At 69.4% G+C, this 20,791-nt stretch carries 20 protein-coding genes, 1 tRNA gene and 1 riboswitch; of the genes, 11 read left to right on the plus strand and 10 right to left on the minus strand.

All coding sequences use genetic code 11. From position 1 onward, the window contains the following. The first annotated feature begins 633 nt into the window (after positions 1–633). Positions 634–801, plus strand: coding sequence for a hypothetical protein (locus Pmi06nite_RS09615; RefSeq protein WP_203952548.1), 168 nt, complete (start codon positions 634–636; stop codon positions 799–801). Between the two features lie 5 nt (positions 802–806). Here the strand turns inward: Pmi06nite_RS09615 and Pmi06nite_RS09620 are convergent, their stop codons facing one another. Next, positions 807–1,259, minus strand: coding sequence for an ATP-binding protein (locus Pmi06nite_RS09620; RefSeq protein ID WP_239113784.1), 453 nt, complete (start codon positions 1,257–1,259; stop codon positions 807–809). A 122-nt stretch (positions 1,260–1,381) separates the two neighbouring features. Then, the gene (locus tag Pmi06nite_RS09625) at positions 1,382–3,283 is read right to left on the minus strand and encodes a PAS domain S-box protein (RefSeq protein ID WP_203952549.1); all 1,902 of its coding nucleotides are present in this window, start codon (positions 3,281–3,283) and stop codon (positions 1,382–1,384) included. A gap of 100 nt (positions 3,284–3,383) precedes the next feature. Between Pmi06nite_RS09625 and Pmi06nite_RS09630 the strand changes: the two genes are divergently transcribed. After that, a complete protein-coding gene (locus tag Pmi06nite_RS09630) occupies positions 3,384–3,980 on the plus strand; it encodes a methylated-DNA--[protein]-cysteine S-methyltransferase (RefSeq protein ID WP_203952550.1) in 597 nt (198 codons plus the stop codon). Positions 3,981–4,045: 65 nt separating this feature from the next. Here the strand turns inward: Pmi06nite_RS09630 and Pmi06nite_RS09635 are convergent, their stop codons facing one another. Continuing rightward, entirely contained in the window at positions 4,046–4,603 is a 558-nt protein-coding gene (locus Pmi06nite_RS09635) for a CGNR zinc finger domain-containing protein (RefSeq protein WP_203952551.1), read from the minus strand. 81 nt (positions 4,604–4,684) lie between these two features. On the opposite strand from Pmi06nite_RS09635, the gene Pmi06nite_RS09640 reads away from it, so the two are divergent. Beyond that, the gene (locus Pmi06nite_RS09640) at positions 4,685–5,611 is read left to right on the plus strand and encodes a DMT family transporter (protein WP_203952552.1); all 927 of its coding nucleotides are present in this window, start codon (positions 4,685–4,687) and stop codon (positions 5,609–5,611) included. On the opposite strand, the gene Pmi06nite_RS09645 is transcribed toward Pmi06nite_RS09640, so the two are convergent. The 5 genes from Pmi06nite_RS09645 to Pmi06nite_RS09665 all read right to left on the minus strand — a co-directional run bounded on the left by Pmi06nite_RS09645 (position 5,541) and on the right by Pmi06nite_RS09665 (position 10,734). Beyond that, on the minus strand, positions 5,541–6,902 hold the full coding sequence (locus tag Pmi06nite_RS09645; protein WP_203952553.1) for a purine-cytosine permease family protein: 1,362 nt from the start codon (positions 6,900–6,902) through the stop codon (positions 5,541–5,543). The two genes, Pmi06nite_RS09640 and Pmi06nite_RS09645, sit on opposite strands and share 71 nt — an antisense overlap. After that, a riboswitch (TPP riboswitch) is annotated at positions 6,892–7,014 on the minus strand. Its footprint overlaps the gene before it by 11 nt. A 46-nt stretch (positions 7,015–7,060) precedes the next feature. After that, positions 7,061–7,384: a rhodanese-like domain-containing protein gene (locus Pmi06nite_RS09650; protein WP_203952554.1), complete on the minus strand. Its 324-nt coding sequence runs from the start codon at positions 7,382–7,384 to the stop codon at positions 7,061–7,063. Positions 7,385–7,585: 201 nt separating this feature from the next. Then, entirely contained in the window at positions 7,586–8,464 is an 879-nt protein-coding gene (locus Pmi06nite_RS09655) for an Fpg/Nei family DNA glycosylase (protein WP_203952555.1), read from the minus strand. 91 nt (positions 8,465–8,555) lie between these two features. Then, positions 8,556–9,161, minus strand: coding sequence for a TenA family protein (locus Pmi06nite_RS09660; protein WP_203952556.1), 606 nt, complete (start codon positions 9,159–9,161; stop codon positions 8,556–8,558). A 91-nt stretch (positions 9,162–9,252) separates the two neighbouring features. Next, positions 9,253–10,734, minus strand: coding sequence for an LCP family protein (locus Pmi06nite_RS09665; RefSeq protein WP_239113785.1), 1,482 nt, complete (start codon positions 10,732–10,734; stop codon positions 9,253–9,255). A 293-nt stretch (positions 10,735–11,027) separates the two neighbouring features. Between Pmi06nite_RS09665 and Pmi06nite_RS09670 the strand changes: the two genes are divergently transcribed. Further along, on the plus strand, positions 11,028–12,473 hold the full coding sequence (locus tag Pmi06nite_RS09670; RefSeq protein WP_203952557.1) for a hemolysin family protein: 1,446 nt from the start codon (positions 11,028–11,030) through the stop codon (positions 12,471–12,473). Then, positions 12,470–13,474, plus strand: coding sequence for a hemolysin family protein (locus tag Pmi06nite_RS09675; protein WP_203952558.1), 1,005 nt, complete (start codon positions 12,470–12,472; stop codon positions 13,472–13,474). Before Pmi06nite_RS09670 ends, Pmi06nite_RS09675 begins: the two co-directional genes overlap by 4 nt. Here Pmi06nite_RS09675 and Pmi06nite_RS09680 read toward each other — a convergent pair. Further along, the gene (locus Pmi06nite_RS09680) at positions 13,434–14,627 is read right to left on the minus strand and encodes an MFS transporter (protein ID WP_203952559.1); all 1,194 of its coding nucleotides are present in this window, start codon (positions 14,625–14,627) and stop codon (positions 13,434–13,436) included. The genes Pmi06nite_RS09675 and Pmi06nite_RS09680 overlap by 41 nt on opposite strands. A 371-nt stretch (positions 14,628–14,998) precedes the next feature. Then, positions 14,999–15,081: transfer RNA gene (locus Pmi06nite_RS09685), tRNA-Leu, on the minus strand. 158 nt (positions 15,082–15,239) lie between these two features. Here Pmi06nite_RS09685 and Pmi06nite_RS09690 point away from each other — a divergent pair. The 6 genes from Pmi06nite_RS09690 to Pmi06nite_RS09715 are packed head-to-tail and all read left to right on the plus strand — an operon-like array spanning position 15,240 to position 20,750. After that, a complete protein-coding gene (locus Pmi06nite_RS09690) occupies positions 15,240–15,980 on the plus strand; it encodes an FHA domain-containing protein (RefSeq protein WP_203884345.1) in 741 nt (246 codons plus the stop codon). Positions 15,981–15,997: 17 nt separating this feature from the next. After that, on the plus strand, positions 15,998–16,462 hold the full coding sequence (locus Pmi06nite_RS09695) for an FHA domain-containing protein FhaB/FipA (protein WP_203952560.1): 465 nt from the start codon (positions 15,998–16,000) through the stop codon (positions 16,460–16,462). After that, a complete protein-coding gene (locus Pmi06nite_RS09700; protein WP_203952561.1) occupies positions 16,459–17,742 on the plus strand; it encodes a Stp1/IreP family PP2C-type Ser/Thr phosphatase in 1,284 nt (427 codons plus the stop codon). Before Pmi06nite_RS09695 ends, Pmi06nite_RS09700 begins: the two co-directional genes overlap by 4 nt. Positions 17,743–17,768: 26 nt before the next feature. Next, entirely contained in the window at positions 17,769–19,112 is a 1,344-nt protein-coding gene (locus Pmi06nite_RS09705) for an FtsW/RodA/SpoVE family cell cycle protein (protein WP_203952698.1), read from the plus strand. Continuing rightward, positions 19,109–20,566 carry a peptidoglycan D,D-transpeptidase FtsI family protein gene (locus tag Pmi06nite_RS09710; protein WP_203952562.1) on the plus strand — a complete coding sequence of 486 codons (1,458 nt, stop codon included), beginning with the start codon at positions 19,109–19,111 and terminating at the stop codon, positions 20,564–20,566. The genes Pmi06nite_RS09705 and Pmi06nite_RS09710 overlap by 4 nt, the downstream gene beginning before the upstream one ends. A gap of 40 nt (positions 20,567–20,606) precedes the next feature. Beyond that, positions 20,607–20,750, plus strand: coding sequence for a hypothetical protein (locus Pmi06nite_RS09715; protein ID WP_203952563.1), 144 nt, complete (start codon positions 20,607–20,609; stop codon positions 20,748–20,750). Positions 20,751–20,791 lie beyond the last annotated feature (41 nt).

Below are 20,791 nucleotides of genomic sequence, written 5' to 3' on the forward strand. Positions count from 1 at the left end.
CGGCGGCGGGGCATCTGACCTGCACAACAACGTTCCGTGATCATGCACAAGTTCGGTCATGTAATACCTGACCTGCAACTTCACCATCCGTGATCATGCACACATTCGGCCATGCCCCGTCCGACCTGCGCTTTCACTTATCGTGATCATGCGCAGACTCGCGTGGACACGCCACGACCTGGCCGTACACCCCTCGCGATCATGCACGTGGAGCATGCGACCCGCACGGCCCTCTACGGCAGCGCCGCCATGCATGATCACGGAGGACGTACGGCCAGCTCAACGGCGCCTGGCACGAAGCTGTGCATGATCACGGATCACGAACACGCACGTCAAAGCCCATATCGGCGAACCTGTGCATGATCACGGCGCATGAAGGTGCAGGTCGGATGCCACATTGCCGAATCTGCGCATGATCACCAACAAAGGGTGGGCAGGTCAGCGCAGGTGTTCACGAACCTGTGCATGATCACGCCCAAGGAAAAGGAAAGGGGGGTGGATCATGATTCACGTGAAACCCATGGGGCGGGAGTGATCGGCCAAGGGAACGGCCGTGCGTCACGGTTGAGACAAGGTGCCGGGTCTTCGTCGATCAACCTCGCGACGGTGGGCGTCAGACCGTACCGTGGAGGCATGGCCCGTACTGTGCTGACCGTCGTGGGCGTCATCCTGGCCCTCTGGCTGATCTTCGGATTCGTGATTCCCGCGGTGTTCGCGACGCTGAAGTTCCTTCTCGTCTTCGCGCTCATCGCCTTGGCGGTCGTCGCGGTGATCACCGTCGTCGGGAAGATGTCCCGCTAGGACCGTTATCCGACCTCACGCAGAGCCGGGGTTTCGGTCGTTCTAGGGGTTGCGTTTCGGGCCTGCCAGGAAACATGGACGACAGCCCAGACCGTGGTCGAGTCGCCCTCGTGACGGACCCCCCAGCGGTCGGCGATGTACTCGACGATGCCGAGTCCACGCCCGCCGAGTGACGAGAGCGTGGGGCGGCCGGCACGCGGCTCCGTGGTGGCGCCCCCGTCGCTCACCGACACCTCGACCTGATCGTCGGAACAGGTCCAGGCAACCCTGAGCTGGCCGGACGGCAGCGGGTGGGCATGTCGGAGGGAGTTACTCAGGAGCTCGCTCAACACGAGGACCACGTCGTCCACAGCGCCGATGAGCATTCCCCCCGCCAGCATTTCGGCACTGAGGCGTTGGCGTGCGGCGGCGACGCTGGACAGTGCGTAGGGCAACATCACGACGCTCGACGCACTCACCTCCCCGATTCCCGTTCCCCCTGCGGAGACGAGTCTCCCAGTAGGACCGAAATGCCCCGTTCGACAGTCCAGGAAACCGTGCCCCGATCACAGCTTGTGCACATTGGACAATAGATCAGCTCTTACGTGGCGACCTCGTTACCCCACCGGTGTGTCGGATCAGGTAATGGGCCGGCACCTGTCAGAGCGACCCGCATCCGGGTGCCTCCGCCGGGCCGGGGAAGTACGGTGACGTCGCCTCCCTGGGCTCTCGCCAGGCTGCGCACGATGTAGAGGCCGAGGCCGACGCCGCCGAATCTGCGCCGGTTTCCACTGTCCGCCTGGACGAACCGCTCGAAGACCCGCTCCCGGTCCGCCGGCGCGATGCCGACGCCCTCGTCGTCGACCACGAGGACGACCCGTTCGTCCTCGGCCCAGGCCTCGACCCGGATGAGCCCTCCGTCGGGGGAGTACTTGAAGGCGTTCTCCAGCAACTGGCCGAGGACGATGTCGGTCGCCAGCGCATCGCCGTAGACGGCCGGGAGGTCGACGGGGATGTCCACCTCGACCCGGTGCCGATCGGACAGGACCGGCAGGCCCAGGGTCGCCGCACGGACCCGTTCGCCCAGGTCGAAGACCTCCACCTTGACCTTCAGCTCGTCGGCGCCGGCGCGCGAGCCGAGCAGCAGGTGGTCCATGAGCTGGCCGAGCGATCTGGCACGTTCCGCGATGGTGTGTACGGCGGAGCGGCGTTCGCCGTCGGACAGGTGGTCCCACCGGGAGTCGAGCGTGCTGGCGAAGCCGCGCACGATCGTGATGGGAGTGCGCAACTCGTGGCTGGTGGTGGCGAGGAACAGGTCCTTGGCCTCCTCCAGCTCCTTCGCCCTGGTCACGTCGCGGAAGTCGACGACGCTCTCGCCGGTCTCGGGGATCTCCGCGCACAACACGTCGAGCCAGCGGCCCGACGACAGCTGGATGGTGAGCTTCTCGCCGGGGGCGGGCAGCGGGAAGGGCGGCGGACCCCCGATCAGCTCGCGCGCACGCAGGCCGGTCAACTCGGCGGCGGCGGGGTTCCACTGGATGACCAGGCCCGCTCCGTCGAGCACGGCGATGCCGTCGGCGCTCGCGTCGAAGACGGCACGCTCATGGGCGCGCTGCCGTACGGCGTCCTGGTAGGCCATCGCGTTGCCGACGGCGATGCCGGCGTGTCCCGCGAGCAGCTCAAGGAGCTCGAGCTCCAGATGGCTCGCCTTGTTCGAGGCGAACAGGGCGTAGAGCGCTCCATAGGGGCGCCCGCCGACGGCGGCGATGCCGACGGCGATGGTGTGCAGCCCGCCGAGGCGGGCCCAGATGAGGTCCTGGAATCCCTCGGGGCCCGTCTCCAGCAGCACGGTCTTGCCGGTGCGCAGGAGCTTGCCGACGAGGCTGGTGTGCAGGTCGGCGGTCATCCCCCGCATCGACTCCGGCAGTTCGTGCACGCCGACGAGCCGGAGACGGTCTCCTTCGATCGACACGAAACCACCCGCGTCGGCCCCGGTGAGCTCGGTGAGGCTGGCGGCGATGCGGTCCAGGACGACGGGCAGGTCCAGCTCGGCGTTGATGTCGCCGACGACGTCGGTCAGGCGGCTGACCAGCCTGGCCCGCCTCGCGACGCGACCGCGGGCGGCGTCGTCGTCCTGGGTGGAGTGGAACACGTTGACATAGCCGAGGAGCGCTCCGGTGTCCGTCCGCAGCGCGCTGGTGTCCACGCGCAGATCGAGGAGCCGGCCGTCCCGGTGGAACCGCCGGGTGCGTAGCGACACGGGACCCCCGGTGCGGACGCGCTCGAGCACCGCGTTGTGCTCGGCCATCAGCTCGGCGGGGACGATGGGCGCTCTCCTGCCCATGAGCTGGTCGGCCGGCCAGCCGAAGAGCCGCTCGGCGGCGGCGTTCCAGATCAGGACCGCCATGTCCCGGTCGAGGGCGACGATCGCGTCGGGAGAACTCGCGACGACCGCACGGGCGATCTCGTCGTCACCGCCGTCGTACGCCCTGGTATCACCCACGCCCCCATCGTGCCTTCTTTCACATCGTGATCATGGGCTTTTCCGCTGGGTCGGGACTCCTCCGATACGCTTCACCCACGTAGTGAGAGGAAGTGGGTCCATGTCCACTGGGGACCTTGAAGCCCTGCTACGCGTGACCGCGCCGGGGTACGTCGGCGAGGCCCCGCCGGATGTCGCCTTCGGCACCACCGACACCCCAGTGGGACGCCTGACCCTCGCGGTGGCCGGCCGCGGCGTGCTGGCCTGCAGCTACGACGACGAGCACGCGGTCTTCCTCCGCGTGTCGAGGGCCATCGGATCGTTCATCGGTCCCGACCCCCGGCGACTGGACCCGGTGAAGCGGGAGCTCGAGGCGTATTTCGCGGGAAGGGTGCGGGCCTTCTCGACCCAGGTGGACTTCCAGCTCGTCACCGGTTTCACCCGGACGGTCATGCAGATGATGCTGGCCGTGCCGTACGGCAGCGTCACGACATATCAGGAGATCGCCGATCGGATCGGGCGGCCACAGGCGCTGCACGCGGTGGCAAACGCGCTCACCGGCAATCCCGTGTGCGTCTTCGCCCCGTGCCATCGCGTGGTCGACTCCTCGGGCGCGCTCGGCTCCTACGCGGGAGGGGCCGCCGCGAAGGAGCACCTGCTCAGCCTCGAAGGCCTCTCCCCGCACTCCTTCGGCACCCCGGACCGCCCGCGCGCGTGACGTCGCCCCTGGCCGCGCGCGTGACGTCGCCCGTGGCCGGGCGCGAGACACGCCCGGCCGCGACCTCACTGGCCCGGTGGCCGCCGGCGGGAGCGGAAGGCGGCCGCCTTCTCCCGGTTGCCGCACTCGCGCATGCCGCACCAGCGGCGTGAGCCGCCCCTCGACGTGTCGACGTAGAGCCGGGTGCACGGCGCGCTCTCACACTCACGGACACGCGCGGCGTCGGGCCCGCCCAGAAGATCCGCCGCGGACCGCGCGAGGTCCGCGAGAACCTCGCCCATCGTGCCGGTACGGCTCAGCCGCAACTCTCCGATACCGCCCACGACAAGCTCCGGTCGCACCGGGGCGGGACCTGCGAACTCGTTGACCACCGCCACGTCCTCCGCCGTCCGCGCCCACCCCCGCAGCGGCGCCGCCGCGAGGCGATAGACCGCCTCGCGCAGCCGTACGGCCTGGGCGTGATCGTGTTCGTCCAGCACCGGCGGCTCGTCCAGGAGCCCGGCGGCCGTCACCCAGTCGGCGAGCAGCCCTGGGCTGCCGACGAGCTCCTGCCGATCGGTGTCGCGATGCCCAACCGTGCCCGCGAAGTCCAGGGCCAGGTTGCCGCTCCAGAAGGTGAACACGTCCCCATAGTAACCGGCTTGACAGGTTATCGACTGGGCCGACAGTGTAGTAACCACCTTGAATGGTTATTGGAGGACGGCATGGTCACCACGCGAAGCGTGTCCGCGGAACCCGGGACGCGCCTCGGCCGGCTGTCCGGGGCGACGACCCCCGGGGCGTTCGTCGTGTTGTGGAGCAGCGCGTTCATCGCGGGGGTGATCGGGCTCGGTGCCGCGCCGCCGCTGCTGCTGACCTTGTGCCGCTTCGCGCTCGCGGGCGTCCTGCTGGCCGTCGCGGCCCTTGCCGTACGGGCTCCGTGGCCCAGGGGAAAGGCGCTCGGGCATGTCGTCGTGGCCGGCCTGCTGCTGCAGGCGGTGCAGTTCGGCGCGTTCTACACCGCCATGTCGCTGGGCGTGACCGGATCCATGGCGGCCCTCGTCCAGGGCCTCCATCCGGTGCTCACCGCGATCCTCGCCGTGCCGCTTCTCGGCGAGCGCGTGAGCCTCCGGCAGTGGGCGGGCTTCGGGCTGGGAGCCCTGGGCGTCGTCCTCGCCGTGGTCGAGAAGTTGTCGTCCGCGGGTCCCGCGCTGCTCCTGTGCGTGGGCGGCCTGCTCGGGCTCAGCCTCGGCACCCTCTACCAGAAGCGGTTCTGCGCCGACATGGACCTGCGCAGCGGGCAGGCCGTCCAGTTGCTCGCGAGCGTGCCGGTCATCGGCGTGCTCGCGCTGACGGTGGAAAGCCCCCACGTTTCCGCGTGGGGGCCGTTCACCGCGGCGGTGTCGTGGCTGGCCCTGGTGAACTCGATCGGCGCGTTCTCCCTGCTCTACCTCATGCTGCGCAGGTCGCAGGCGAGCCGGGCCAGCAGCCTGTTCTTCCTCACGCCCTCGGTCACGGCCGTGATGGCCTGGGTGATCCTGGACCAGCCGTTGAGCCCGCTCATCGTGCTGGGCCTGGTGGTCAGCGGTTCGGGAGTCGCTCTGGCGACACGTTCGAGGTCCGCCGGCTCAGCCGCCCCAGCGCGATCGTGAACAGTCCGGCGACGAGGAAGGCGGCCAGCGCCGCGTTCATCCACGGCTGGTGGGAGAACCCGATGGCGGTGCGGACGTTCTCCCAGATCGTGTCCCACCAGCCGACCGTCGACGTCGCGGTGACGATCCAGTAGGCGCAGAAGCCGAGGATCCACGGCACCACCATGAGCCACCTCGACGGGGCGTCGGCCGCCGTGTTCCAGCGCGAGGCGCCCCCGAGGAGGAAGTAGTCGACGACGAGCACGGCGAACATCGGCACGAACACCGCGCCGATCACGCTCAGGAACGCGCCGTAGGAGTTCACGTCGACGAGAAGGGCGATCCCGGTCGTGAGCACGCCGATCGCCACCGAGATGACCCTGCGGTCCACGCGCGGCATGAGGTTCTGGAGCGACACCGTCGTCGAGTACACGTTGGCGAACGACTGGTCCGCCTCCCGCAACACGAGGATGCCGAAGAAGAACGCGCCCAGCGGCGCGGCCACGAACGGGTCCCACACCTTGTCCGTGTCGTTCCCGACCAGGGCCAGCGCGGCGATGCCGAGCGCGAGGCAGGCGACCTGCGCGATCGTGTAGCCGCCCACCACTCCGGCGAAGGCCGTACGGCTCGACTTGGAGTGCCTGGCGTAGTCGGCGGCCATGGGCACCCAGGAGACCGACAGCGCGATCACGTAGTCGACCGCCGGCGCGAAGGCGTCCCATGAGCCCCCGGTGAGCGAAGGACCACGGCTGAACAGCGCCACGGTCAACCAGATCATCGAGACCACCACGCCGGCCGTGACGTAGCGCCGCAGCAGCCGGACCGCCCCCAGCGGCCAGATCGTGAGCGCGATCGTCACCAGCCCGGCCAGCGTCGCCCAGACCCCGTACGGCACGGCCGTGCCGAACACGGCCTGCGCGCCGGTGGCGATGACCCAGAGTTCGAACGCCCCCCAGCCGAGCATCTGCACGATGTTGAGCACGGTCGGGACGTAGGACAGGCGTGCGCCGAACAGGCCTCGAAGGAGCACCATCGAGGGCCGGCCCGTGCGAACGCCGGGGATCGCGGCCAGGCCGACCATCGCCGTGCCGATGAGGCTGCCGACGACGGCCGCCAGGACCGCGCCCGTGAAGGTCAGCGGCTTGCCGCCCAGCGGATCGAGGAGGAACAGCGCCCCGGAGAATCCCAGAAGGCTGACTCCGAGGTTGGCCCAGAAGGCGCCCTGGTCCAGCAGGCCGAGGGTCTTCGGAGCCTCTTCGTCGAGGGTCAGCGGCACTTCCGCGTGCTGCGGATCGACAAGGGCGGACGTCATCGCACACTCCCTACGCCGGCATTATCCGGACAGGTTCATGCGGTCGGCGGCACGCCTCGTGGAGGAGCCGCCCTCTCAGCCCGGTATCGCCCGAGCTCCCGCGGTATTTAAATGTCGAACCGGATTATGACATCTGATCCCCGATTGTCCAAAGGTGCTCAGGCGACGTACGGCGGCTGAGCGGTCTCGCTCACCATCGGAAGGCCCGAGGCCGCCCAGGACTGCATGCCGCCGTCGACGTTGATCGCCTCCCAGCCGACATGGTTGAGCCAGGTGGTCGCATGGGCGGACCGGCCGCCCACCCGGCAGATCACGTAGACCGGCCGGCCCTGGGGCACCTCGCCGACCCTGTTCTGCAGATCACCCAGGGGAATATGCGTGGCTGTCGGGGCATGGCCCGCCCGCCACTCGTCGACCTCGCGCACGTCGAGCAGGTACGCGTCGTCGGGAACGGCTTTCGCCTCAACCTCAGGCATCGTCATGAGTTCATTGTGGCGCTTTGGGTGACGAGCTTGGGCCGCCTTGGCCCGACGGTCGCGCCGCAGCGCGAAATGGAACGCGCCAGGACCGTTCGTCCTCCCCATCGGACCGCCCGGAAACCCTGTCCGACCAGCTGGAGCTCCCGAAATGACCTACCGGAGCGCGGCGAGGAGCGTCGCGATCCGCCTCGTCTGCGCCGTGGCCTACTTGAGCAACTTGGACAGTCGGCGGTCCGCGAGCGGCTTGCCGCCCGTCTGGCAGGTCGGGCAGTACTGCAGGGACGAATCGGCGAACGACACCTCACGGATCGTGTCGCCGCACACGTCGCACTTCTCCCCCGTACGGGCGTGCACGCGTAGGCCGGACTTCTTCTCCGCCTTGAGGTCCTTGGCGGCGAGCCCCCTGGCCCGCCCGACCGCGTCGCGGAGGGTCGTCACGATCGCCTCGTGAAGACCGGTGATCTGCTCGTCGGTCAGCGTCGCGGCGATCTTGAACGGCGACATCCTGGCCACGTGCAGAACCTCGTCGGAGTACGCGTTGCCGATCCCCGCGATCACCTTCTGGTCGCGGAGCAGTCCCTTGATCTGCGTACGGCTCCCGCCCACGATCTCCTTGAGCGCCTCGGGGGTGAACTCCTCGGAGAGCGGATCGGGACCGAGGGCGGCGATGCCGGGGACCTCAGCCGGATCTCTCACCACGTAGACGGCCAGACGCTTCTGCGTGCCGGCCTCGGTGAGCTCGAACCCGGGCGCCTGCCCGTCCTCGCCGGGCGACAGCCGTACGCGCACGGCGAGGGGACCCTTGCCCGGGCGGACAGGTTTCGCGCCCGAGAGGTCGTCGCGCCAGCGCAGCCAGCCGCCGCGGGCGAGGTGCGTGATGAAGTGCGGGCCGTCGCAGTCGATGTCCAGGAACTTGCCGTGCCGGGTCACCCCGGTGACGGTCAGCCCGCCGAGCGCGCTCACCGGCGGATCGACCGTCTTCAGCGCCTGGAAGGCCACCACGTCGACGCCAAGGACGGCACGCCCGACGGCACGCTCGCGGAGGAACTCGGCGAGCGCCTCCACCTCGGGTAGCTCCGGCATGCCCCCACAGTAATCCGCGGACGTCCACGTCGGCGAGAACCCGGCGCACAAGCCCCGCTCCGGCGTACGCCGCAGAGCGGTCAGCCGGGTGTCAGGGGACGTCCCAGAAGGCGAGCTCGTGCCGCATGCCCTCGGTGAACAGGGCCGCCGCCCGGCCGGGATCGGGCGCCGCCTCGTCGATCATCACGGCGATCCGCGCGGTCAGCGCCGCGAACCCGGGATCGGCGTAGGTGTCCACCCAGGCCCGGTACCGCGGCTCGGCGGGCGGCTTGTCGGCCAGCACACGGCCCAGCGTCGAGTACCCCCACATGCAGGGATAGAGCGCGGCCAGGCCGTCGGCGTAGTCGGCGGCCGACCGCAGCAGGAAATCCGTGTACGCGGCGCAGGCGGGGCCCTTCGTCGCCGCTTCGAGGTCCGCGCCGAACTCGGCGGACATCGACCGGTGCAGGGAGAGCTCGTCGTGCCAGGTCGCGTGGGCGAGGTCCACGAGGTCGCCGAGATGGCCGTCGGGAGCCTGCCAGGCCAGCCGGGAGAACACCCTGACGTAGTCGAGCAGGAACAGGTAGTCCTGCTCCAGCCACGAGCGGAACACCGGCTCGGGGAGGTCGCCCGCCGCGATGCCCCGGACCGTGGGGTGTGCCAGTTGGGCGTCGAGCAGAGGTCGCCCGATCGCGTGCAGTTCCTGTGAGATCCCCATGATCACCGGGCCGTTCGTTCTCGCATGACGAAGAAGGACGTGCTTGCACAGGTGCGGGGCCGTCCCCGAGGGAACGGCCCCGCACCCCGCATCACTTGGTGATGGTGTCCTTCGGGATGGGCTTGTCCTCTGCGAGGGCGTCGAACAGGCGCACGGCCTTGGCCGTGTCCCACTTCACGACGGCCGCGCCGTTGATCGTGGGCAGCGAGCCGATGGGCACGGCCGTGGTCACCGGACCGCCCTTCATCGCGAGGCCGACCGAGAGCAGGTTGAACAGGCCCGTGTCCGGGTCGACGGCGACCGAGTCGGCCGCGCTCAGCGCCAGCGGGACGGACGTGAACGGGTTGAGGAGCGTGCCGGGGCTCGCCGCCTTCTGCACGACCGCGGAGAAGAACTGGCGCTGCCGCTGGGTGCGGTCGAAGTCGGGGATGGCGCCGGTCTTACGCGTCCGGACGAAGCCGAGCGCGGTCCCGCCGTCCATGTCCTGGCAACCCTTCTTCAGGTTGATCCCGGCCTTCTTGTCCTTGATGTTCTGCTTCACGCAGATGTTCACGCCGCCGACCGCGTCGACGATGCCGACGAACCCGCCGAAGCCGATCTCCATGTAGTGGTCGATCCGGATACCGGTGACCTGCTCCACGGTCCTGGTCAGCAGCTTCGGGCCGCCGTAGGCGTAGGCCGCGTTCAGCTTGTCGCTGCCGTGCCCGGCGATCGGCACGTACGAGTCTCGGGGCAGGCTCACGAGCGTCGGCTGGCCGCTGTCCGGAATGTGGAGCAACATCATGGTGTCGGTCCGCTTGCCCACGGCCTTGCCGGTGGCGAGCTTCTTCCGCTGCTCCGCCGACAACCCCGCCCGGCTGTCCGAGCCGACGAGCAGCCAGTCCTCACCCGGGGTGGCCGCGGGTCTGCCGCTGTAGTCCGTGAACGCCTCGACCGTCTGCAGCTTGGAACCGATCCAGAAATATCCGCCTACAGCGGCGACGATCAGGACGACCAGCAGAACGGCGACGGACCGGAGCACGATCTTGCCGATGTTCCTGGGGCGCCTGACGCCCCCGGAACCGCCGCCGCCCGGCGACCCCGGCACGTCTCCGCCGGGTGGCCCACCACGCTGACCGCCGAGCGGGCGGACGGGCGCCTGGCCCGATCGCGGCTTGCCGTACACCTTGGAGGTGACCCGGGGGGTGGTGTTCCCCAAGTCGTCGCTCTCCGCGTTCGAGGCGGTCCCGCGAAAGGCCTCGGGGACGCGGTGGGCGGGCTGCCCGGCGGACGTCCAGGCTTCGTCCGCGGGCTGTCGCGCCGCCGCCCACGGATCATCAGCGGACGGCGCGGGCTTCCGGGGGTCATTCGCGGTCGGTCCCGCCTGCCACGGATCGTCGGCGGGCCGCCCCGCCGGCCGGGGATCCGGCGCGGATCCCCCACGCGCCCACGGATCGTCCCGTCCCACCGGCCGGGGATCTTGAGGAGACCCGCCACGCGCCCACGGATCGTCGGCGGGCCGTCCCGCCGGTCTCGGACCGCCACCCCCGGGGCGGCGAAGCGCGCGAGTGGCGTCGTCGTCGTCCTCGGCCACGTGAATCCCCGTCCTTCAACTGCCTTGACCTCGATGTGGGCGGTGACCGCCCCTGACTTGAACGGTACGTCTCCATCCTCGCGGGAACGCAGATCGCTCACCAAGCTTTTCCCGCGAAAGGTACCCAGACCCTCTCGTAGCGACCAACTAACGAGACACCGGAAACACCTGAGCCGACGCAGCCGTTACGGTATTAGACCTCCGCTCGAAAGGATTACCGTGTCCGGCTCGGACCCGTGGAGTACTTGCCCGTGCGTGTGCACGGGGTCGCATGATCATTCGGTTGGCGCACGATGACCGCCGCCGCAGGCCTACTGGCCGTTCTCATCCTGACTTTCGCCACTGGTTACTTCGTCGCGCAGGAGTTCGCCTTCGTGGCGGCCGATCGCGGCACACTCCGTGACCAGGCGGCGAGTGGCGACGCCGCCGCCCAGCGGGCCCTCGAGGTCACCGGCCGCCTGTCCTTCATGTTGTCGGGCGCGCAACTGGGCATCACCGTGACCACCCTGCTCGTGGGCTTCGTCGCCCAACCGGCGATCGCCGACGTCATCCGGGGCCCGTTGCAAGACGTGGGGGTGCCGGACACGATGGTGACCGGCTTCGCCGTCGCCATCGGTGTCGCCATCGCGACGATCATACAGATGATCTTCGGCGAGCTCGCCCCGAAGAACGTGGGCATCGCCCGCCCGGAAGCGGTGGCGAAGTTCCTGTCCCGCTCGACGTTGCTCTATCTGAAGATCGCCGGCCCGGTGATCCACCTGTTCGACGCGGCCGCGACCAGGCTCGTCCGCCTCGTGGGCATCGAGCCCGTCGAGGAGCTCGAACACGGTGCGACGCCCGATGAGCTGTCCCGCATCGTGGCGGACTCCGCCACGGCCGGCGAGGTGCCGCCGCGGCTGGCCGAGCTCCTGAAGCGTTCGCTCGAGTTCGGCGACCACGTGGCCGAGGACGTCATGGTCCCCCGCCCCCGCGTGGTGTCGCTGCGCGCGGACCGGCCGATCGCCGACCTGCTCCACAGCCTGCGGGAGCAGGGCCACTCGCGCTATCCCGTGCTCGGCACCGGCACCGACGACGTGGTCGGCGTCACCGGCGTGCGGGAGTACCTGGAGGCCGGGTCTCCCGCGAACGGCCTGATCGGCGACCTCACCCACCCGCCGCTCCTCGTCCCCACGACGCTCCCGTTGCCGCAGTTGCTGCGGCGCATGTCCGCGTCGGGCAAGACGTTCGCGTGTGTGATCGACGAGTACGGCGGCCTGGCCGGCGTGCTGACCATGGAGGACCTCGCCGAGGAGCTCGTCGGCGAACTGGTGGACGAGAACGACCCCGAGCCGCTCGGCGTCGTCCGCCACCGGGACGGAACCTGGGACGTGCCGGGCACGCTCCGCCTCGACGAGGTCGAGCGCGCCACCGGCGTCGCCCTTCCCGAGAGCGAGGACTACGAGACGATCGCCGGGCTGGTGCTCGCCTCCCTCAGCCGGATCGCCGAGCCCGGCGACGAGGTCTCCACCGGCGTGGCCCGGGAGGCCGACCTGTTCGGCGACGACGAGCCGGACACCCACCGGGCAAGGCTCACGGTCCTGAGCGTCCACCGCCACGTCCCCGAGTGGGTACGGCTCGCGCTCCACGATGAGGAGCCCGGCGAGGGCCGGACCGGCGAGGAGACGGCCGGCGATCACCACGCCCGGGTCGACTACGCCCCCGAGCTCTTCTCCGCCCTGTTCCAGGGGAGGCCCGCATGAGCGAGTTCGGCTCGATCCTGCTCGGTGTGATCCTGCTGATCGCCAACGGCTTCTTCGTGGCCACGGAGTTCGCCCTGGTCTCGTCCAAGCGGCATCGGCTGGAGGAGGCCGCCCTCTCCGGCGGCCGGCTGGTCAAGGTGGCCGCGCGCGGGGCGGTCCGCGGCGGCCGGCAGCTGCCGTTGATGCTCGCGGGCGCCCAACTCGGCATCACGCTGTCCTCCCTGGGCCTCGGCATGGTCGCGGAGCCGGCCATCGAGCACCTGCTGGAGCCGGTCCTGGGGCTGCTTCCCGAGTCGCTGCGCACCCCGGTGACCTACGTGGTGGCGCTCGCCCTGGTGACCTTCCTCCACATGGTGGTCGGAGAGATGGCGCCCAAGTCGTGGGCGCTGACGCGCCCCGAGCGCGTGGCGATGGCACTCGCCCTGCCGTTCCGCGGTTTCACGTGGATCGTCCGCCCGGTGCTCGCCGTCCTGAACGGCGCGACCAACGGACTGCTGCACCTGTTCGGGGTCCGGCCACGCGACGAGCTGGCCACCACGCGCACGCCGCACCAGCTCGCCATGCTGGTCGCCGAGTCGGGCCGGATGGGCATGCTCGACCGGGACGAGCACGATCTGCTCACGCGGGCCCTGCGGGTCCAGTCCCAGTCGATCGAGCGGCTGATGGTGCCGCTCGACGAGGCGCCCGCGGTGCCCGTGGACGCGGACGACTTCCTGGCACGCGAGACGGCGGCCCGCAGCGGGCATCTCCGCATGTTCGTCGTCTCGCCTCAGGACGTGGTCGGGGTCCTGCACATCCGGGACGTCCTGGTCCAGCCGGGACGGCCCCTGGCCGAGCTCGCCACGCCCGCCCCCCGCCTCTCCGGCGGGACGACGGTGCCCGACGCCGTGACCGTTCTCCAGGACGCCCACGCGGAGCTGGGACTGGTGATCGACAAGAACGGCGAGGCGATCGGAATGATCAGTCTGGCGACACTGGTCGGCGAACTGCTGGCCGCCTGATCATCGGCACGCCGGGTGTCGCGACCGACGCGGCCAGCGCCAGCGCCCCGGCGAGGGCGAAGGCCGTGCCGAACCCGGCGTGCGTGATCAGGGCGCCGAGAACCGGGGGCGTGCCGGCGGCGATCAGGTTCTGCCCCGTGTTCTGCGCCCCCATGGCCCGGCCCGCCCAGGCCGGGCCGGCGAGCTCGGAGACGGCGGTGAAGGCGAGGCCGTTGCCGCTCATCGAGATCACCAGCGCCGCGACGAGAAGCGCGGAGCCGGCGGCGTTCCCGGCCTGTACGGCCATCGCCAGCACGAGCATGACCACGGCGTTGACCAGGGCGAGCCGCCGCATGGGACCGACCCGGCTCCCGGCGAGGTCCGACCACCGGCCGCACAGCAGCCTGCCCCCCGCGCCGGCGAGCTGGGCGGCCGCGATCACCTGACTGGCCGTCGCGGCCGCCCAGTGGCGCTCGGCCACCAGGTAGGTCAGCGCGAAGGCGGCCGTGGCGAACTGGGGGACGACGAGCAACATGCTGGCCGCGTGCACCCGCCAGAGCGCCGGCTCGGTGTACGGCGACGCGGAACGCGTGCCGGCGGACGTCTCCGGCCGGGGTGGATCCACCACCATCAGCCCGACACAGCACGTCGTGACAAGACAGATCGCGGTCATCGCCAGAAGGGCGCCGCGCACGCCTCCCAGGTGGAGGGCGGGCGGGGCGATCACTCCGGCGAGCGCCACGCCGAGAGGCTGGGCGGTCTGCCGCCAGCCCATCGCGACCCCGCGCCGCTCCTTCGGGAACCAGCCGAGGACGACCCGGCCGCTCGAGGCGTTCGCCGAGGCGCCGGCCGCTCCGGCCAGCCCCAGCAGGACCGCGAGCACGGCGGGATGGGTGGCGAACGCGGCGGATCCCAGGAAGACCGTGGCCAGAGCCAGTCCGCTGGTCATGGCGATCCGCTCGCCGTACCTGTCGGCGACCCAGCCCCACGCGATGAGGGTGAAGAGCATGCCCGCGCTGGGCGCCCCGACGATGACGCCGGCCTCGGCGAGCGTGAGCCCGTGTTCGGCCTCGAGAGCCGGGAGCAGGAACGGCAGGCCGTACATGAACACACATCCGGCGCCCTGCGCCGCCACGCCAAGGCTCAGCATGGCCCAGCGATTCGGTCTCCCCATGCCGGGCATGTTAGACCGTATCTCTCATATTAAGACGAATCAGATCATATAGTGAGACACATGGAAAAGTGATCTAAGCGCCCCGCTGGGGGTAAGGGAGATCGCAAGCCAGACGAAAGTGAAGTGAAAGGTGGGTCAGGAGAATCGTGAGCGCACGCTGGCCGGACACCGAGGAAGGGACGATGATGATTGACAAGAGCGCGGTCCCCTCCTGCCCGGACTCGTCCGGTGGGCTCGCTCAGCAAGGGATCTCAGCGGCCGCCACCATGGAACCGATGAAAACAGGACCCATGTCACACGATGTGATCCAAAAGAAAGGGCCTCAGTGCGGAAGCTTCGCTTCCGGCCACCTGAGGCCACTGATATTTCTGTGGGCAAGGGGGGAGTTGAACCCCCACGTCCTTTCGGACACACGGACCTGAACCGTGCGCGTCTGCCATTCCGCCACTTGCCCTTTGCGGGTGCTCCCATCGCTGGGTGCCTGGAAAGGTTAGCACGCAACCGCTGGTGCTACCGAACCCGGATACGATCCTTCTAGACGACGGAGCGAAGGAGCTCGCTGCAGCGCCGGAGCGGGTCGCGACCATAGACAGAATGGAAGGGAGGTAGCCGGTGGGAGTCCTTCAGCGCTTCGAGCGCAGGCTCGAAGGCTTGGTTGAGGGTGCCTTTGCGCGGGCCTTCAAGTCCGACCTCCAGCCGGTCGAGGTTGCCAGCGCCGTGCAGAGGGAGATGGACGAACGGGCGGCGATCGTCGCCCAAGGTCGAACTCTCGTGCCGAACGACTTCGTGGTGGAGCTCTCGACTACCGACAGCGAGCGCCTAGAGGTGTACGCCGACAGCATCGGCCACGAACTGGCCAACCTCGCGAGGGAATACGCCACGGAACAGGGCTACTCGTTCGTGGGGCCGGTCCGGATGCGGTTCGAGACGGCCGACGACCTCGCGGTCGGGCTGTTCCGGATCCGTTCGGGCGTCATCCGGGGGGCGACGGTCGAGCAGGACGAGATCCGCCAGCCGGTGAGCGACCTGCCCGCGGGCCGTCCCGGCGCGTTCGGCGGGCGTCCTCGGCTGCTGGTCTCCACCCAGGACGACCCGCAGGGCCAGCGGTCCTACGAACTGACCACGCCGGTCACGCTGCTCGGCCGGGGGACCGATTGCGATCTGCGGTTGGTGGATCCCGGCGTCTCGCGGCATCATGCCGAGCTACGAGTTGAGGGACAGCAGGTCGTTCTCGTCGACCTGGGTTCCACGAACGGCACCTTCATCAACGGCCAGCCGATCCGCAGGATCGAGATGCAGGACGGCACGAGGGTGACGTTGGGCCGCACGACACTGGTGTTCCGGCGCGATTAGAGGTAGACAAACCGTCCATGTCCGAGCTAACGCTGCTGCTGATCCGGCTCGCCTTTCTGGCGGCGCTGTGGTTCTTCGTGATTGCCGCGGTCGGCGTCATCCGGACAGACTTGTTCGGCCCCCGTACGGCGCCCGCGCCCGCACGGAAGCCTGCCAAAGTGGTCAAACCCCCGTCCCGGGCCAAGAAGGGGGATCCTCGTCAGCTGATCGTCACCGGTGGCCCCCTGCAAGGGACCATCATCAACCTCACGGAGACTCCCATCACCATCGGCCGAGCGAACGACGCCACGCTGGTTCTCAGCGATGACTACGCTTCGAGCCGGCACGCCCGGCTCTTTCCCCAGGACGGCCAGTGGATCGTGGAAGATCTCGGCTCGACCAACGGCACGTTCCTTGAACGCTCTAAAGTGACCCGCCCGACCCCGGTGCCTCTCGGAGTTCCGATCCGCATCGGCAAGACCGTCATCGAATTGCGCAAATGACAATCGCACTCCGCTACGCCGCCCGCTCGGACGTCGGACTCCTCCGCGAAGGCAACGAGGACTCCGCGTACGCCAGCGGCCGCCTGCTCGCCGTCGCCGACGGCATGGGCGGGCATGCTCACGGCGAGGTGGCCAGCTCGGTCGCCATCGCCGCCATGTCGTCCCTTGACCAGGACGCATTCGGGGGTGACCTGCTCACCGAAATCGAGGCGGCGGTCCGTGACGCCAACCATCAGCTGCACGCGATGGTGGCCCGGGACCCGAGCCTCAAGGGCATGGGCACCACCCTCACCGCGATGCTCTGGAACGGGCCCCGGTTCGCGCTGATCCACGTGGGCGACTCCCGCGCGTATCTGCTGCGCAACGGCGAGCTTTACCAGATCACGCACGACCACACCCTCGTGCAGTCGTTGGTGGATGACGGCCGCATCACCCAGGAGGAGGCCGCCAACCACCCGCAGCGGTCCATCCTGCTGCGCGCCCTGGACGGCAGCGGCGAGGTCGACCCCGACCTGCAGGACCGGGAGGCCCAGGTGGGCGACCGGTATCTGCTGTGCTCGGACGGCCTGTCCACCGTGGTCAGCGCGGAGACCCTGCACCACACGCTCAGCACGGTCGAGGATCCGGAAGAGGTCGTCCGCCAGCTCATCGACCTGGCGAACAGGGGCGGCGGGCCGGACAACATCACCTGTGTGCTGGCCGACGTGGTCGAGGTGGACGAGACGCAGCCGCCGCTCGCGACGGCGGCGGTCGTCGGAGCCGCCGGGTCCGGACGCGTGCGCGGCGTGCCGCCCGACACGCCGGCGGGCCGAGCCACCGTCGTCACGGCTCCGCAACCCGTGATCGTGGACGAGGACCTCGACGGCGAGCCGCTGCCCGAGTCACGGGCGGCGGCGCGCCGCCCCAAGAAACGCCGGTCCTGGCCGCTGGTGACCACGCTGGTCGTGATCGTGGCCGCCGTGCTCGGGGCCGGCGGCTACTTCGGCTACCAGTGGACCCAGGACCAGTTCTACGTCGGCGCGAGCGGGGGCGAGCTGGTGGTGTTCCAGGGCCCCAACGCGCAGCTGGGGCCCTTGACCCTCAGAAAGGTCGCCTACACCGAGCACGTGAAGCTCTCCTCCCTGTCCCCTGTGCAGCAGGACCTGATCCATACCGAGATCTCGGTCGACACCCTCCAGGCCGGCATCGCCAGGCTCAAGGGCTTCGCCTCCGGGACGGCCACGAGCACGACCCCGCAGGACGCCGGCACGACGCCGACCCCGTCGAGGTCCGCTAAGTGAGTGCTGTCGACGGCGCTCCCGTCCCCATGACCGCGAAGCGGCGCGGGGCCCAGCTGGCGATGCTGGCCTTCGCCGTGCTGATCGTCATGGGCGCCTATGCCAGCGTCGGTCTCGGACTCAAGGACGAGATCCCCTCCGGCATGCTGACCTACGGTCTCGGTCTCGGCGCGCTGATGCTCGCCGCCTACCTCGTGCTCGCGAAATTCGCCCCCTGGGCCGATCCGCTCCTGCTTCCCCTCGTGACCCTGGTCAACGGCATCGGGATCGTCATGATCTACCGGCTGGAGCAGGCCCCCATGCCCGGCGCCAACGCCACGACCCAGCTGATGTGGACGGCACTCGGCGTCGTGATGTTCTCCGCCACTTTGATCGTGTTGAAGGACCAGCGCGCCTTGCAGCGCCTGACGTACACCGCCGGTTTCGCCGGAGTGATCCTTCTGGCGATCCCCGCCGTTCTGCCCTCCAGCCTGAGCGAGGTGCAGGGCGCGAAGATCTGGATCCGCCTGGGCGAGTTCTCCATCCAGCCGGGCGAGTTCGCCAAGCTCGCGCTCGTCGTCTTCTTCGCCGGGTACCTCGTCGCCAAGCGCGACGTTCTCGCCCTCGCCGGCCGCCGTCTGCTGTTCATCGACCTGCCCAGAGCCCGCGACCTCGGTCCCGTTCTGATCACGTGGGGATTCGCGATCGCCACCCTGATCCTGGAGAAGGACCTCGGCACCTCGCTGCTGCTGTTCGGCACGTTCATCGCGATGTTGTACATCGCCACCCAGCGCACCTCGTGGGTGCTCATCGGGATCCTGCTCTTCGCCGGCGGCGCCGTACTGGCCGGGATGGCCTTCAGCCACGTCGAGGCCCGCTTCGACGCCTGGCTGCACGCGGACTCGCCGGAACTCTACGAGACCGCCGGTTTCCAGCTCATGCAGGGCCTGTTCGCCATGGGCTCGGGAGGCATCCTCGGCACAGGTCTCGGGCAGGGTCACCCCAACCTGATCCCGCTGGCGTTCTCGGACTTCATCTTCCCCGCGACGGGCGAGGAACTCGGCCTCACCGGCCTGATGGCCCTCCTCCTGGTCTACGCGCTGATCGTCCAGCGCGGGCTGCGGACGGCGATTGCGGCCCGCGACCCGTTCTCCAAGCTGCTGGCCGGCGGCCTGTCCTTCATCCTCGCCTGGCAGGTCTTCATCATCGTCGGCGGCGTGACCAGGCTGATCCCGCTCACCGGCCTGGTGACGCCGTTCATGTCCGCGGGAGGATCGGCCCTGCTGGCTAACTGGATGCTTATCGCTGTTCTGGTACGCATGTCGGACGCGGCCCGCCGGCCGCCGCCACAGGCCATCCAGGACGAGGGGCTCACCCAGGTGATGCAGCGATGAACGGCACGCTCAAGCGAGCCGCGGTGGCCTGCCTGCTCATGTTCGGCCTCCTCATGGCCAACGTGACCTATCTCGGGGCGGTGAAGGGCGACAGCCTGCGCCACGACAACCGCAACGTGCGGTCCTTCTACGAGCGCTACGCCGTCGACCGCGGATGGATCACCGCCGACAACGGCAAGGTGACGCTGGCCAAGACCGTCGACACCGGGGACCCCACGTACCGGTTCGAACGGAGGTATCCGCAGGGCAAGGCGTTCACCCACGTCGTCGGTTACTTCGCGCCCGAGAGCGCCACGGGGATCGAGGGCGCGGAGAGCAAGTACCTCGACGGCAGCCACCCCGACCTCGTCGTCCGGCGCGCGATCGACCTGATCACCAACAAGCCGGCCAAGGGCGCCAGCGTCGACCTGGCGCTCAACGTCGCCGCCCAGCAGATCGCGTACAAGGACCTGGCGAACACGGGCAGGCGCGGAGCGGTCGTGGCGCTCGACCCCCGGTCGGGGGCGATCCTGACGATGGTCTCGGTCCCCTCCTACGACCCCAACCCCCTCGCGGTGGCCAACAAGGACAACGTCAACAAGGCCTACGCCAAGCTCGACAAGGATCCGAACAAGCCGCTGCTCGACCGGGCCATCGATCTGACCTACGCGCCGGGCTCCACGTTCAAGACGATCACGTCGGCGGCCTTCCTCAGCGACAACTCGTCCAGGAGCGCCGAGACCATGGTCGACGCGCCCGACTCGAAGACCTTCAAGGACAGCAACACGCCGCTGGTCAACTACCACGGTGAGTCCTGCGGTGGCCGGGCCACGCTGCTCGATGCGCTGACCATCTCCTGCAACACGGCCTTCGGCATCATCGGCGTCGGACTCGGCTACGACAAGCTGAAGGAGCAGGCGGCGAAGTTCGGCATCGGCACGAAGCTCGCCATCCCGTTGAGCGTCGCGGGAAGCAGCATCGGTCCCGACGAGGGCGAGACCGCGCTCGCCCAGACCTCCATCGGGCAGCGCAGCAACCAGATGACGCCGATGCAGATGGCCATGGTCGCCGCCGGGATCGCGAACAAGGGCACGGTCATGAAGCCCTACCTCGTCAACAAGGTCATGGGACCGGACGGCAGCGAGGTCACCGCCGCCGAGCCCGAGGAGTTCTCCGAGGCGACCAGCCCCGAGGTGGCCGCCGAGCTCACGAAGATGATGGTGAACGTGGTGCGGTCCGGCACCGGCACCGCGGCCCAGTTGCCCGGCATCACGGTGGCCGGCAAGACCGGCACCGCCGAGACCGCACCCGGCCAGGCGGCGCACGCGTGGTTCATCTCGTTCGCGCCCGCGGACAACCCACGGGTGGCCGTGGCCGTCTTCGTCGAGTCGGGAAGCGCCGGAACCGACGCGTCGGGCGGAACCGTCGCCGCCCCGATCGCCCGTGACGTCATGCAGGCGGTACTCAAGAAATGATCTCGATGAAATCGTTGTCGGACAGGTCCCCAGGCAGGACGTGCGCGATCGCCACTCACGTGACGTCGGCACTCCCGTACGGGACGCCTTCGGCTATGGTAAGCACCTCGGCACCATCCACCCGGACGCCCACACCGGCTCCTACCCCCAGTCAGACGCCCGCCTCAACCGCGACGCCAGGTGACACTCCCGGTCCCCCGGGGTCCCCAATCGGCACAAGACCTC

The organism is Planotetraspora mira, from assembly GCF_016863275.1.
Classification (GTDB): domain Bacteria; phylum Actinomycetota; class Actinomycetes; order Streptosporangiales; family Streptosporangiaceae; genus Planotetraspora; species Planotetraspora mira.

Bases quoted from the DNA above. Each gene is read 5' to 3' on its own strand.
- Pmi06nite_RS09645 (WP_203952553.1), bottom strand. From the start codon at position 6,902: ATGACGTCCGCCCTTGTCGATCCGCAGCACGCGGAAGTGCCGCTGACC.
- Pmi06nite_RS09695 (WP_203952560.1), top strand. From the start codon at position 15,998: ATGTCCGAGCTAACGCTGCTGCTGATCCGGCTCGCCTTTCTGGCGGCG.
- Pmi06nite_RS09670 (WP_203952557.1), top strand. From the start codon at position 11,028: ATGACCGCCGCCGCAGGCCTACTGGCCGTTCTCATCCTGACTTTCGCC.
- Pmi06nite_RS09650 (WP_203952554.1), bottom strand. From the start codon at position 7,384: ATGACGATGCCTGAGGTTGAGGCGAAAGCCGTTCCCGACGACGCGTAC.
- Pmi06nite_RS09655 (WP_203952555.1), bottom strand. From the start codon at position 8,464: ATGCCGGAGCTACCCGAGGTGGAGGCGCTCGCCGAGTTCCTCCGCGAG.
- Pmi06nite_RS09640 (WP_203952552.1), top strand. From the start codon at position 4,685: ATGGTCACCACGCGAAGCGTGTCCGCGGAACCCGGGACGCGCCTCGGC.
- Pmi06nite_RS09630 (WP_203952550.1), top strand. From the start codon at position 3,384: ATGTCCACTGGGGACCTTGAAGCCCTGCTACGCGTGACCGCGCCGGGG.
- Pmi06nite_RS09680 (WP_203952559.1), bottom strand. From the start codon at position 14,627: ATGGGGAGACCGAATCGCTGGGCCATGCTGAGCCTTGGCGTGGCGGCG.
- Pmi06nite_RS09660 (WP_203952556.1), bottom strand. From the start codon at position 9,161: ATGGGGATCTCACAGGAACTGCACGCGATCGGGCGACCTCTGCTCGAC.
- Pmi06nite_RS09675 (WP_203952558.1), top strand. From the start codon at position 12,470: ATGAGCGAGTTCGGCTCGATCCTGCTCGGTGTGATCCTGCTGATCGCC.
- Pmi06nite_RS09710 (WP_203952562.1), top strand. From the start codon at position 19,109: ATGAACGGCACGCTCAAGCGAGCCGCGGTGGCCTGCCTGCTCATGTTC.
- Pmi06nite_RS09615 (WP_203952548.1), top strand. From the start codon at position 634: ATGGCCCGTACTGTGCTGACCGTCGTGGGCGTCATCCTGGCCCTCTGG.
- Pmi06nite_RS09705 (WP_203952698.1), top strand. From the start codon at position 17,769: ATGACCGCGAAGCGGCGCGGGGCCCAGCTGGCGATGCTGGCCTTCGCC.
- Pmi06nite_RS09700 (WP_203952561.1), top strand. From the start codon at position 16,459: ATGACAATCGCACTCCGCTACGCCGCCCGCTCGGACGTCGGACTCCTC.